Source organism: Martinezella rhizogenes, assembly GCF_007002745.1.
Lineage (GTDB): Bacteria > Pseudomonadota > Alphaproteobacteria > Rhizobiales > Rhizobiaceae > Agrobacterium > Agrobacterium cucumeris.
Map to the genome: position 1 here is coordinate 37,360 of NZ_SGNY01000013.1, position 12,581 is coordinate 49,940.

General features: G+C 56.8%; 10 protein-coding genes and 2 pseudogenes. 2 read left to right on the forward strand and 10 right to left on the reverse strand.

What is annotated here, in order from left to right; translation table 11 throughout:
- Positions 1-124: 124 nt before the first annotated feature.
- Positions 125-383, forward strand: a pseudogene (locus tag EXN68_RS27770) (IS630 family transposase); the annotation flags it as partial.
- A gap of 163 nt (positions 384-546) precedes the next feature.
- Here EXN68_RS27770 and EXN68_RS25745 read toward each other — a convergent pair.
- The 9 genes from EXN68_RS25745 to EXN68_RS25785 all read right to left on the reverse strand — a co-directional run bounded on the left by EXN68_RS25745 (position 547) and on the right by EXN68_RS25785 (position 10,818).
- Positions 547-1,719 (reverse strand): threonine aldolase family protein, encoded by a 1,173-nt coding sequence (locus EXN68_RS25745; RefSeq protein WP_161991483.1) that lies wholly within the window; start codon positions 1,717-1,719, stop codon positions 547-549.
- 94 nt (positions 1,720-1,813) lie between these two features.
- The gene (locus EXN68_RS25750) at positions 1,814-2,179 is read right to left on the reverse strand and encodes a cupin domain-containing protein (RefSeq protein WP_142843446.1); all 366 of its coding nucleotides are present in this window, start codon (positions 2,177-2,179) and stop codon (positions 1,814-1,816) included.
- A gap of 915 nt (positions 2,180-3,094) precedes the next feature.
- On the reverse strand, positions 3,095-4,591 hold the full coding sequence (locus tag EXN68_RS25755) for a leucyl aminopeptidase (RefSeq protein ID WP_142843447.1): 1,497 nt from the start codon (positions 4,589-4,591) through the stop codon (positions 3,095-3,097).
- Between the two features lie 474 nt (positions 4,592-5,065).
- Positions 5,066-6,355 (reverse strand): MFS transporter, encoded by a 1,290-nt coding sequence (locus EXN68_RS25760; RefSeq protein WP_142843448.1) that lies wholly within the window; start codon positions 6,353-6,355, stop codon positions 5,066-5,068.
- Positions 6,356-6,523: 168 nt separating this feature from the next.
- A complete protein-coding gene (locus EXN68_RS25765; protein ID WP_142843449.1) occupies positions 6,524-7,216 on the reverse strand; it encodes a type 1 glutamine amidotransferase domain-containing protein in 693 nt (230 codons plus the stop codon).
- A 297-nt stretch (positions 7,217-7,513) separates the two neighbouring features.
- Positions 7,514-8,341: an alpha/beta fold hydrolase gene (locus EXN68_RS25770; RefSeq protein WP_237681491.1), complete on the reverse strand. Its 828-nt coding sequence runs from the start codon at positions 8,339-8,341 to the stop codon at positions 7,514-7,516.
- Between the two features lie 181 nt (positions 8,342-8,522).
- Entirely contained in the window at positions 8,523-9,359 is an 837-nt protein-coding gene (locus EXN68_RS25775) for an alpha/beta fold hydrolase (RefSeq protein WP_142843538.1), read from the reverse strand.
- A gap of 251 nt (positions 9,360-9,610) precedes the next feature.
- Positions 9,611-10,057, reverse strand: a complete 447-nt coding sequence (locus EXN68_RS25780; protein WP_142843450.1) for a GlcG/HbpS family heme-binding protein — start codon at positions 10,055-10,057, stop codon at positions 9,611-9,613.
- Positions 10,058-10,119: 62 nt separating this feature from the next.
- Positions 10,120-10,818 carry a type 1 glutamine amidotransferase domain-containing protein gene (locus EXN68_RS25785; protein ID WP_142843451.1) on the reverse strand — a complete coding sequence of 233 codons (699 nt, stop codon included), beginning with the start codon at positions 10,816-10,818 and terminating at the stop codon, positions 10,120-10,122.
- 146 nt (positions 10,819-10,964) lie between these two features.
- Between EXN68_RS25785 and EXN68_RS25790 the strand changes: the two genes are divergently transcribed.
- A complete protein-coding gene (locus EXN68_RS25790) occupies positions 10,965-11,879 on the forward strand; it encodes a LysR family transcriptional regulator (RefSeq protein ID WP_142843452.1) in 915 nt (304 codons plus the stop codon).
- A gap of 254 nt (positions 11,880-12,133) precedes the next feature.
- Here the strand turns inward: EXN68_RS25790 and EXN68_RS27840 are convergent.
- Positions 12,134-12,354: pseudogene (locus EXN68_RS27840) on the reverse strand (ATP-binding protein); the annotation flags it as partial.
- Positions 12,355-12,581: the final 227 nt, after the last annotated feature.

Here is a 12,581-nt window from a genome sequence, read left to right on the forward strand (position 1 = left end):
TGCTTTTGAGGCAAATTTAACGCGAGCTAGAGCACGTCCATTGAACGCGGAATCGCGTTGAGGATTCCCTTTGCTGCCGAATCCTGCTTCCATCGCTCCAACTGGTGATTTGGTCGGAGGCAATATCAGCGGAGCTTTCAGCGACGATCTGCGTAGCCGCGTTCTGCTGCGTCACGGGATGGGATGTCGGCCAGCTCCGCAGCAGCCCGATTTGGATTGGGATTTCAACAGCCATCGCCTGGATTGCGAGTGCGCGGGTTGGGCGGTTGTCGCCTGCGAAACAGCGGCGACGCGGCGGCTCGCGCCTTGATGCCCACGAGGACTTCATCGTCGGCCTGATCAAAGAGACGAAGGACACTACCCTTAACGAGATAGTTCTGCGATGGCGGGACCGCGTAGCTTGCGTTGAAGGGCGACGACGACAAGACCAGAACCGCGGGTAAAATCGCCTTTATGTTAAGGCTCCAATTATTCTAAGTTGCTCAAGTGATGCCGACTCGGCGTCATTTCCACCCCCCCCCGGTGCCGATCAAAGCACGAGCGCCGTCAGCGGTTTGTGAAAATCCGCAAGATTTCGCCGGGATCACGGCGCAGCAGGCTTGTGTTAGTGTATAGCTCCATCTGTCCGTCCTTTGGCTTGCAAGCAAAGATGTCGGCCGCGGTCAGACGGTCCGCTAGACCTTCGGCCCGGTCAGGCTCCACTTTGAGAAACAGCTTATTAGTACCGTTGGGGACCTGCTCGATCGCGAACCCGCCCGCCGCCTCGAGACCCTGCACGATGTCTGCGAAGCGATTCCGAGACGCCAGATAACGTTCATTGAAGGTTGGCAAGGAATGCAGCACCGGCAATACCGCCTCCCAGCCGCTGAAAATCAGGCCTCCGTACACGCGCCGCATTTCCCGAACGCGCGACGTCATGTCCCGCCTTCCTGCTAGTACCGCTCCAAAAGATGCACCGAGGTATTTGTAAATCGACATGTAGACGGTGTCGAACAACGCGGCGGTCGCGCGCAGGTCAAATCCCGGCGTATCGGCAAGCATGAGCGCCCGTGCACCATCCCAGTGCATTCCGACATTCCACTTCTTCGCGTGCGCCGAAATTTTCTCCAACGTGTCGAAGGGAATACTGGCTCCATGCATGTCGTTCACAGGATTTTCGAGAGAGATGGCGCCGACATTGGAAAGAAAGGGATTCGTCTCGCCGGCTTCTAGCGCCGTCAGGATCTCGTCGGGCGTGGGGGTCGGGTGACCGGCCGCCATCGGCACGAGATTCACGCCACTCGGGGAGGAGTCGCGCTCCGCCGCATAGACATGGCTATTGGCCTGAACAAGTGCGCGACGACGTTCGCCGCATAGTAGCCGGAGGGCAATACTGTTCGCCATCGTTCCAGTCGGCAAGAAGACGGCATCTTCCTTGCCGAACATATCGGCCACCATCGCCTCCAGGGCGCCGACGCCGCCGCCTTTCAGATACCATTCGTCAGGGTCGCGCTGCTTTTCCAGCAGTTTTGCGAGACCTGCCACGTGATCGCGCGCTGGTAACGGCTCGAAGTCGAACGCCAGAGACACCGTGTTCACGGTGAATTGGTGCGGACAGAGTGTCAGCTCGCTCTGGCGGAGCGGCGGCAATGATGTGAACGGCAGCGTGCGGCCAATGGACCTTAGCGAGGAACCATATTGCGTCGCCGCGCTACCAACGGGACCATGAGAACCCGCCATCGGACCTACCGTGCGACTTGTAAACAGGCCTCGACCCATGGGCTGCTATCTCTGTTGACTGATTTAAAGAAAATGACGTCCCCCATTTCCAATGTTAGCGCAATTGCTCTTCGATGCTTCGCGTCCGGTCGGTGATCTCGGCGCCAGTATGTTGGGTCGACACGGTCTCAATTAACAGCACCCAGCACTCTTCTTCCGCTACCGGATTGTGGCGCACGCCTTTCGGGATCGTAAGGAACTCGCCCTCGCCGAGCTCGGCGACCTCGGCCTCAAATTCGATCCGCAATCGTCCCCGAACGACGTAAAAAAGCTCGTCTTCGGCGTCGTGCGCATGCCACACCAACTGGCCTTTTAACTTGGCTGCCTTCAAATATTGATCGTTGACGCGGCCGATCACCTTCGGCGACCAGTGGTCCGTGATGCCGTCAAACGCGGCATTAAGGCTTTGAGGAGCAAACATTCTCGATCCTATACCTAGTGCGAAACGCGATGACGTCGCTTCCGCTTTAAAACCTGCCCCGAATTTATCTTAGCAGCTCAGTCGATGCCAAGGCGTCGCTTCCGCACGCTGCGGGCAACGCCGGGGAAGATTCAACTATATCCCTAAAAGATGTGCGAAATGCAAACAGGTAAACGTTTATGACGGCAGATGTTTGTCCGAACCTTTGCAAGATAGACGGTTAACCAACGCCGATCTTGCAAATTGGGTCGCATCAGATGCGTCACCATGGTGGACCAGTTGCCGTCGTTCACTCAAAAAGAGTCGACATTTTTCTCAGGCAGATGATACATAAAATCAAGGGCGTATTGAAAGATCGGCCTACCTTAGCTCTGTGGAGGTTCGGACGTGGGGAATTTGTGAAACCGGCACGTCACGTGCGATGCCGCCTGCTGCGCGACATACGCACGGCGCAATCTCTCTTTCGCTTCGTTCATTATAAATATCCTGACAGCATGGATGAAAGAAACGGCGGCGCTGACCTACCCCTACCCTAGCTTCATCAAGTTGCAGCGTGTGAATGCCCTTTCGTCGCGCGATCAAATATTGAACCTGCCCTGGCCGCCTCTGAGTGTGTCAGCGTGATCAAGAGTGACCACACGTTCCCTGACTAACTTCACCGCTTCAAGCTTATACTCGCGGCTGAATATTCGTCTTTGCATTCATACTCTCCGGTTTCAGGAGCAACATCTTAACTCGATGTCCATGAAACCGGCAGCAGGCCATTTTCGGCCACAGGTCCGCAGATGTTTGTTGACCATGGCATGGTGCGGCGCTCATCAGCTATGGTCTACGAGATGAACTGTCGGCCGTGGCCGCGTATCTCCGAGCTAAGATTCGGTCAGGTGATAAACGAGATTGCTATCAGGACGTCACTCAGTTCTCGTAGTTGGAGCGAACGAGTTCATCGAGCAGACGTACACCGAAACCCGAGGCCCAGGACTGGTTGATTTCATCGGTCGACGAGCCCATCGCCGTGCCGGAAATGTCGAGATGTGCCCATGGCGTATTCTTGACAAAGCGCTTGAGAAACTGGGCCGCGGTGATCGAACCGGCATAATGGCCGCCGACGTTCTTCATGTCGGCTGACGTGCTGTCGATCATCTTGTCGTATTCCTTGCCAAGCGGCAGGCGCCAGAGACGTTCCTGCGTCGTCAGTCCGGCGGCCGTAAGCTGGCTGGCGAGCCGGTCGTCATTGGTGAACAAGCCCGCGTGGTGGCTGCCGAGTGCCACCATGACGGAACGGGTCAAAGTCGCAAGGTTGATCATAAATTGCGGCTTGAACCGATCATTGCAATACCAAAGTGCGTCACACAGAACGAGCCGACCTTCGGCATCGGTATCGATGATCTCAATCGTCTGGCCGGACATGGAGGTGACGATGTCTCCCGGACGCTGGGCGTTGCCATCCGGCATATTTTCCACAAGGCCGATGAGGCCGACGACGTTTACCTTGGCCTTGCGGCTCGCAAGCACGTGCATCAGGCCGGTGACGGCCGCCGCACCACCCATGTCACCCTTCATCTCCTCCATGCCGACGCCCGGCTTGATCGAGATACCGCCGCTGTCGAAAACCACGCCCTTGCCGACAAAGGCAACCGGCCGGTCCTTCGGCTTGCCACCCTTCCACTGCATGATGGCCAGCCGTGGTGGCCGCACCGAGCCCTGAGCCACACCAAGCAGCGCACCCATGCCAAGCGTCTTCATTTCCCTTTCGGTGAGGATTTCGACTTCGACGCCGAGCCTTTCCAGTGCCTTCGCCCTGGCCGCGAATTCGACGGGACCAAGAATATTGGCGGGCTCGTTGACGAGGTCACGGGCAATGAAGACGCCTTCTGCGATCGCCTGGGAACGGGTCGCCGCCGTCTTGGCGCCGGCGTTCGCTCCCGTCACGATGGTGACCTTTACCGGCTTGGTTGCCCCCTTCTGGTCATCATCGTCCTTCTTCGCGGTCTTATACGTGTCGAAGCTGTACGCATTCATTTCCATGCCGAGAGCGAAATCGGCAGCAGCCGTGCCGGATACCTCAAGGTCGGGCGCATCGAGAAAAATCGCGACGTTTTTGGCACCACAGATCTTGGAAGCTGCGGCCCCGCCGGCCCTGAGCCAGTCATGTGGGGTCAATTGGGCAACATCGCCCATGCCGAGTACGAGAATGCGGTCAACGGGGGCACCCTGCGGTGCAACGATATGCAGAGTATGCAACGACTTTGCCTTGAATTTGGCGATCCGCGCAGCCTTTTCAATAATTCCATCCGGATCGGTTTCCGCCGCCCCCGCGGCCTGTTTCCCGTCAAGTGTCTTAAGGACGATTGCCAGACCGCCGGATAGACGGGCTGATTTGCTGAAATCAATTTCGAGCTTCAATGACATAAGAGACTCCAGAACTGCATTGTGTAGCTGCCGCTATGTAACATTGCGGTTATAGTGACAAATACTCGCATCAACCGTAAGCCCCGAAAAGGGTTCGCGCACCGTTCTTGGTTTCGATGACGTTGGCAAGGCACGGTTCGCTGAACTCAGAGAGAAATTCCACGACGGAGCGCCGGAAATATGAACGTACCATGTTCTGGTGTGAGCAATCCGTTGTTTGAAATTCGGCTGAATGGCCAAATCAGCGTCTTCGCTATCACAGTTGAGTATCACTTCATTGAAGCACCCGCTCGAATTCGGCCGGGTGGCAGCACGTTGACCTGCTCCAAGCTTTAGTAAAATTCACGGGTCAGGTGATCACCGAGATCTGGATGGACCCTTTGCACTATACAAGTCCAATGTCCATCAAAGGCCCTTGCTCATTTCCTGACGAACCGAGAGCCGATGTTCGGCGCTCGTGCCGCGAATATTGACTTATTTGCCCGCGCGGCGGCGGTGATGTCGATGTGGCTGCAGGAACGGCGAGAGGGCGACCATCAACATTGCCACCGCGGCAAGAATCCAAAGCGGAATGCTAAAGCCGCCGGTGCTGTCGCGGAGGATGCCTAAAAGTAGCGGGCCGAGTGCGCCCGCGAAGTAGCCGATCCCAATCACGAACGCTGTCCAGCCATTTGCGTCGTGAGCATCGACCGCGTTGTCGAGGGGCAAGATCATCCCAAGCGTGAAAGACCCCCCGACCCCAAAGGCAATCACCGGGATGAACAGGAAAGGCAGTAGGTCGGGTGAAATGGCAACAGCCGTACACCCGACAAGGGCCAATGCTGCAAACAGCGCAATCACTACGCGGCGATCCTCGCCGCGGCTGATCAAACCTGCCAGCGGATTTGATACCATAAAGGCAGCGGTAAAACTTGCAAGGAGGAAGCCAGCCGCAGCTGGGCTCATGCCGTATTCTCGAAACATCGGCGCTGTCCAGGACACGAAGCCGAAGAACAGAACGTTGTTAGCGGCGAAGTAAAGTGCAATCAGCCATGCCGTAGGTTTACGGAACGGGAGACCGCGGCGAGTGACTTGCGGTGACTCGGTCGCAAGTAGTTTCAATCCACGTTCAGTACGTGCAACCACCAGCCACGCTGCAATTGCCACGAAGCAGGGAAGCGCGAAGACGCCCGAACTGAATCGCCAGCCGCCACTAAGGTTGGCGAGTGGTTCGGTCAGACCTGCCGCAAGAGTGCTGCCCAACCCCAATGACATTGCATAGATCCCCATCAGTACAGCTGCGTGCCGGGGAAAGGTCTTTTTTGCAAATCCCGGGATCAGCGCGCCTACGATCGCAATTCCAGCTCCGACTCCAAAGGTTGAAGCCAGAAGCATACCGATCGAACCGGAGAGCGCTCGCAAGGTTGTCGTCAGCATCAAGCCGACAAGGGCAATCAAAATGACCTTGTCTCGACCCAACTTGTGGGCAAGCCAAGGCGTCGGAAATGCCAGCAGGCCCATCAACATTGCCGGGATGGCCGTCAGCAGGGAAGCCTGAGCGTTGGAAATGCCAAATTCCTGGCGGATATGTGGCAGCAATGGCCCAATCGATACGATTCCTGGTCGAAGATTGATCGCGACCAGCACGATTACCGCGGCAGTAGCGGCGAACGAGAGTGATGCCGGCCGGGTCAGCTTCGCCGGAGCGGCGGCCCTCGCCTCGACTGTCTGGAGATCCCGGAAACAGTTATGCGCTACCGGGCGAGCAGAGAGGATGTGCGTCATTGAAGTCTCCAAGGCAAGGAACCGCGGCGGCAAAACAATCATCGAACCGGACATTAGGTCGCGCAGCTGGGAAATGCGGCCTGGCCCGAGGTCCGCCCCGCTCTGGACGAGCGATCGGTGTTAAATCCCCGGGCCAAGGCTACAGGAGCTCATTTTGAGCGGCGGCGATCAAGCAACTTTCAAGTTTTTCAGGTTGGCAAGCAGGATACCGGCCGTTTCCACGGAGGAGCCAGGGTTTTGGCCCGTGATCAGCAGGCCATCTTGGACTGCGTACGACTGCCAGTCACTACCGCTGGAATACAAGCCGCCATTGTCCTTCAGCATGTCTTCAACAAGAAACGGCACTACGTTGGTGAGACCCACGCCATCCTCTTCAGAATTTTTGAAACCCGTGACCTTCTTCCCGCGGACAAGCGGCGTACCGTCGGCAGCTTTTACGTGGCGCAAGACGCCCGGTGCATGGCAGACCAGCGCCACCGGCTTCCCGGCCCCGTAGGTTGCTTCGATAAGGGCAATCGAATCTTTGTCTTTAGCGAGATCCCACAATGGGCCATGGCCACCCGGGTAGAAGACGCCGTCATAATCGTCCTGGGAAACAGAGGCGAGTTTGGCCGTCGTGCTGAGTACGGCCTGCGCCTTGGCGTCCACGTGGTAGCGGCGAGTGTGCTCGGTCTGGAAACCTGATTCATCGCTCTTCGGGTCGAGAGGCGGCCGGCCGCCTTTCGGAGAAGCAACGGTAACGTCAGCGCCGGCTTCGAGGAAAGCATAATAGGGAGCAGCAAACTCTTCGAGCCAGAAGCCAGTCTTGCGGCCAGTGTTGCCGAGTTCGTCATGTGAGGTAAGTACCATGAGAATTTTCATTTTGCAGATCCGTTTTGTTTGTTGGAATTAGATCGGCGTCGGTTCCGATGCGTTGATCATGCCAGCCGACTTCGCATTCAAGAAATTTATTTCCTGTATCGTAGTAATTCATGCGAGATGATATCTAGCTAGGTAGGCTCCTGCACCGCGTGGTCCGGCAAGCACGTGCCGCCGTCTCGTTTTCGCAAATAGGCCCGAACACCTGATAAAAGGAGGTTACCCAAAATCTTCGTCGTTTATGGCGAAGGCTAAAGAGCATATCTTCAGCGGACGCGATGGTGTCCGATATCGATCGGATTATTTTGCAGCCTCGACGATCAGCTTCGCCACGACATCGGGGTGGGACAGCATAACGACGTGGCTCGACGCTACTTCTACCGCTGTCGCCTTGAGACGCTTAACCTGGTCTCGCTGCAGCTGCGGTTGGATAACCTTGTCGTCGGTGGCGACGACCTCGAAGGAGGGAACCGTGTGCCAGGCCGCCTGGGTTACAGGCGTAGAAACGGCCTTGATCCCAAACGCTCCCTGCGTCGCTGCGATCAACTCCTGTTCGTCGCGGGGCACATCGGCTGCGAAGTAATTGAAGATGCCTTCGTCGGTGAATTTCAGATATCCGGCATCATCTTTTTCGATAAATGACCTTCCAGGCGCGTCCGGATAGGGCTTTTGCGTGTCGAGGACCGACTGTCCGACGTCGGGAGCGTAGGCGGCAACGTAGACCAGCGAATGCACCTTCGGATTGACGCCCGCCTGGGTAATGACGACGCCGCCATAGGAATGTCCGACCAGCACCACCGGCCCTTCAGCATCAGCAATCGCCCGGTTGGTGAAAGCGACATCATTTTCCAAGGTGTCCAACGGGTTCTGAACAGCCACAACTTTTAGCCCTGCCTTCTTCAGAAGCGGGATGACCTTGTTCCACGACGAGCCATCAGCGAAGGCTCCGTGAACGAGGACTACGGTCTTGGCCGTGGAGTCTGCCGCCGCGACTGGCAAAGCCATGGTTGCTGCGATGGCGAAGGCCGCAGCAACTGATTTGACTGAATTCGGGAGTTTCATTTCATGCATCCTTTTTGAGAACTTCATTTTTCTGTGGGTTTCTTTCTGCCGGTCACGCGAGGGCATTTTCGCATTCTTGCTTGAGATTGGGCGCGCACTTCTCCGGCCCGAGCCAACTCCAGTTGAAATTGGGCTCAGCGTCAGTGGCGCTTGAAGATTGAGAGAATAGTACCCCGATGTCGTCTTGATGGATCTGGACCGGGTCAACGAGGTCGCGGCGGGTTTTGCCGCGGCCATAACGTTTGCATCAAGAGCGAACGAACGCGAGAAGGTCTGCGTTCAGAACATCGGCATTAACGGTGAGCATGCCATGCGACAGTCCGGGGTATGTCTTGAGCGTGCCCTTCTTCAGAAGCTTGATCGACTTGTGGGCAGAGTCGGCGATCGGCACGATCTGGTCGTCTTCGCCGTGCAGGACAAGGGTCGGGACAGTGATTGCCTTCAGGTCCTCGGTCTGATCGGTTTCGGAGAAGGCTCGGATCCCGTCATAATGGGCCTTAGCACCACCCATCATGCCCTGACGCCACCAATTCTGGATTACGCCTTCCTGAGCCTTAGCACCGTCACGGTTGAAACCGTAGAAGGGACCCGCAGGAACGTCCCGGAAAAACTGCGCACGGTTAGCGGCTAGTGCGGAACGGAAGCCGTCAAAGACTTCCATAGGTAGACCTTCGGGATTTGCAGCGGTCTTCAGCATCAGCGGCGGAACTGCTGAAACGAGCACAGCCTTTGCCACGCGGCCGGCCGGGTGGCCGTGCTTGGCCACATAGCGGGCAACTTCGCCGCCGCCAGTGGAATGTCCGATATGGACGGCGTTCTTCAGGTCGAGCGCTTCGACAACGGCAAAGGCGTCGGCGGCATAATGGTCCATGTCATGACCGTCGGCTACCTGGGCGGACCGCCCGTGGCCTCGACGGTCATGGGCGACGACGCGATATCCCTTGGAGAGAAAGAACAGCATCTGGGCGTCCCAATCGTCCGAGGACAACGGCCAGCCATGATGGAATATAATCGGCTGAGCGTCTTTCGAACCCCAGTCTTTGTAGAAGATTTCGACGCCGTCCTTTGTGGTGATCATGCCCATGATGTTATTTCCTTCCATGTATGTTGCGGCTGTCGCCGCGCTAAGGCTTGAGGATGTGAGAAGAATGGCCGCCAGACCGGTTCCAAGACCGAATGTTTGCCGACGGGTGAAACTGAGATTGCCAGTACTTGTCATCTGCTCTCTTGGCTCGGTCATGGTTACTTCCTGGTCGCTGGCGTGTCTTTAACGATGTCTAGTCCCGTCGCGGACCATACAGCTGGGGTGAGAGGTGATGTATCGCTGGCGATGCTTCAAGCGTCGCACAGAACACTCGCATGCGAGAGGACAGCATGAAGAGCTTCTGCGCCGGCCTCAGCAATTGCGATGTCATCAGCGATCGTGCCGCCACTAACACCGATCGCACCGATCTTTTGGGTCTGGCCCTGGATCGGGATCCCTCCTCCGAAGACGACGACTCTTCCGCCGTGGGAATGCTGGATGCCGAAAAGCTCTGCTCCCGGCTGAGCCAATGCGCCCAGTTTGTCCGTTCTCACATTGAAGACTTGCGCGGTGAACGCCTTGTTGATCGCCAGTTCGACAGATCCCGATATCGCACCGTCTTGGCGGACGAAGGACAGAAGGTGCCCATCTGCTCCGATAATGGCAATCGAGCACAGGACGTTCCTTGCATTCGCTGTAGCGAATGCTGTGTGAATCATCTTTTGAACATGCACTAGCGTCAGGTTTGGACTGGTCATTTTGATTCCGTTCTTTGATGGGCAGCCGCCGATCGTTAGCGGCTAGCCACTACGCTCAAAATTCAAGCTGCCCGAAGCCGTGCCTGCCTCACGGCGGTAACGAGCGCTTCGGCGGCCTCGCCTGACGACCCCGGGTTTTGCCCGGTGATCAGCTGGCTATCCACGACCGTGTGGACGCCCCAGTCCTTCACCTTGGAGAAGACCGCTCCCTGACGGACGAGTTCGTCCTCGACCAGGAACGGAACTACCTTGGTCAGCCCTACAGCTTCCTCCTCGGTGTTGGTGAAGCCGGTGACGTAACGTCCCTCAACGAACGGCGAACCATCGGCATTCTTGACATGACGCAGGACGCCCGGAGCGTGGCAGACCAGTGCGATCGTCTTGCCGGCTGCGATGAAGGTTTCGATCAGCCGGATGGAGTTCGCGTCTTCAGCCAGATCCCACATGGGGCCGTGTCCGCCGGGATAAAAGACCGTGTCGAAGTCCTTCTGGTCAACGCTATCGAGGCGGACTGTCTGGGCGAGCTGAGCATTCGCTTGCGCATCACTCTTAAAGCGCGCTGTCAGGTCGGTCTGGAACATCGGTTCGTCGCTCTTGGGATCAAGCGGCGGCTGACCGCCCTTTGGCGAGGCAAGGGTGATTTCCGCGCCGGCGTCCTTGAAGACGTAGTATGGAGCTGCGAGCTCTTCGAGCCAGAACCCAGTCTTCCTTCCAGTGTCACCGAGCGTATCGTGCGAGGTCAGTACCATGAGAATTTTCATCGGCGTATCCTTTGGTTGTCGCGGCCCAATCGGCCTGTCTTTCGATCAGCCGCGCTGGCTTTTCGATGAGGTGATCATGTCATCCGAATAGATATTTGAGAAATTTACTTATTGGATTTTAGATATTCACGTGCAATTACATCTCGATGAAATATGACCTGAACCTTCTGCCCGTGTTCTTGGCCCTTATGGAGGAGCGAAGCGTCACGCGAGCCGCCAACCGTCTTGGCATCACGCAGCCAGCGCTGTCGAACTCGCTTAACCGTCTTCGCGATATGCTCAAAGATCCGCTGTTTATCCGCGAGCGCTATGGAATCAAGCCGACACAGTTGGCTGAGGAAATCACACCGACGATCGAAGCCGCGCTGGCGCAGCTTGATGATCTGGTCGTCCATCAACAGGATTTCAATCCTGCAAGCGCCGAGCGCCTGCTCCTGATCGCGCCCAACAGCTACGTGGAGCTGGTTCTGATGCCGGCGCTCGTGGCCAGGCTGCGCGAGCAGGCCCCTGGAATCAAGCTTCGCATGACCCCCTTCGGCAACGATCTCGCCGATACGGGTGTGATTTCGGGGACGACTGCCATAGTGCTAGGAAGGATCATCGATCCACCTGACAACCTCGTTGTCCAGCATCTGATGGACGATGGACTTGCCTGTATCGTTCGAAGGGACCATCCAGATGTCCGTGATCACCTGACCCGTGAGCTTTACGAGAGCTTGAAGCATGTCAACGTACTGCCACCCGGTCGAATTCGAGCGGGTGTTTTCCAGGCTTTGGGACAGCAGAATCTCAAGCGTGAGGTCGCCGTGTCCGTCACCCACTTCCTTTCAGTCCCGGAGATGATCGCTGTCACCGACTACTGCGCGACGCTCCCGCGACTAATTTGTCGCAACCTTGAGCATGACCCACGCCTGAAGGTGATTCCAGCACCTGTCGACCTAGGTACGTTCCCTGTCGAGATGGCGTGGCATGTGCGATATCGTCACGATCCCGCGCATCGGTGGCTCAGGGGAGTAGTAAGTGAGCTCGCTAAAAACGTCATGGCCAGTGTGAAGAAGTAGAAAGTGGGAAAGCTCGGAAGCATGAGATAGGCAGTGTAGTCACGTCAATCCCGAAGAAAGCCGAGTGGCGAACGGTGCCTCGGCTGGTGGGCGGACTAGACGATTTGCATCGGCGAACACCAATCTGCGAGTGGCAACACTCGACAAGCCGAGCATTTCGTGGTCAACGCTGTCTGGCAGGTAGAACTAATTATGAAGTTTCTCAAACCTTCCGTGTCAACGGCGGAGTAAAAACCGGCCAGGCGGGGTCTCAGGCGCGCGCGGCTTTGTGCGAGACTGTAGCTGTCGCCATCCAGCTCCAAGATGTTGACGTGGTGGGTGATACAACCGAGCAGTGCACCGTCAGGCGCTCTGACCCGAGCGTCTCCGTCCATTCGTCAAAGGGAAGATTGCTGGCAATTAACGTCGCACCGCGCTCATCGCGTTGTGAAATAAACTCGAAAAGCAATTCGGCGCCGGTCTTGGAAAGCGGCACGGGATTCCTGCTTTTCGGTGACCAACAAAAAGAACACGAGGTTTTGCTCGGTTGTTCCGCGCCTGCGCGGCCGCTACCAATCAATACTCGTTAGAAATAAGTCTGTACTCAAGCCTGTGCTTAAGTCTTCGTTTTTGCGGGCTCGTTCGAAAGGGCAGTTCAATCTCAGACTCGAACGATTGGCATTGTCAACCTAATGGTTTTACGTTGCACAGCGTGACGGTGCG

What these genes read in the sequence shown, in the direction of transcription:
- EXN68_RS25755 (WP_142843447.1), bottom strand. Translation starts at nt 4,591, where the DNA reads ATGTCATTGAAGCTCGAAATTGATTTCAGCAAATCAGCCCGTCTATCC.
- EXN68_RS25770 (WP_237681491.1), bottom strand. Translation starts at nt 8,341, where the DNA reads ATGCCCTCGCGTGACCGGCAGAAAGAAACCCACAGAAAAATGAAGTTC.
- EXN68_RS25745 (WP_161991483.1), bottom strand. Translation starts at nt 1,719, where the DNA reads ATGGCGGGTTCTCATGGTCCCGTTGGTAGCGCGGCGACGCAATATGGT.
- EXN68_RS25765 (WP_142843449.1), bottom strand. Translation starts at nt 7,216, where the DNA reads ATGAAAATTCTCATGGTACTTACCTCACATGACGAACTCGGCAACACT.
- EXN68_RS25780 (WP_142843450.1), bottom strand. Translation starts at nt 10,057, where the DNA reads ATGACCAGTCCAAACCTGACGCTAGTGCATGTTCAAAAGATGATTCAC.
- EXN68_RS25790 (WP_142843452.1), top strand. Translation starts at nt 10,965, where the DNA reads ATGAAATATGACCTGAACCTTCTGCCCGTGTTCTTGGCCCTTATGGAG.
- EXN68_RS25785 (WP_142843451.1), bottom strand. Translation starts at nt 10,818, where the DNA reads ATGAAAATTCTCATGGTACTGACCTCGCACGATACGCTCGGTGACACT.
- EXN68_RS25760 (WP_142843448.1), bottom strand. Translation starts at nt 6,355, where the DNA reads ATGACGCACATCCTCTCTGCTCGCCCGGTAGCGCATAACTGTTTCCGG.
- EXN68_RS25775 (WP_142843538.1), bottom strand. Translation starts at nt 9,359, where the DNA reads ATGGGCATGATCACCACAAAGGACGGCGTCGAAATCTTCTACAAAGAC.
- EXN68_RS25750 (WP_142843446.1), bottom strand. Translation starts at nt 2,179, where the DNA reads ATGTTTGCTCCTCAAAGCCTTAATGCCGCGTTTGACGGCATCACGGAC.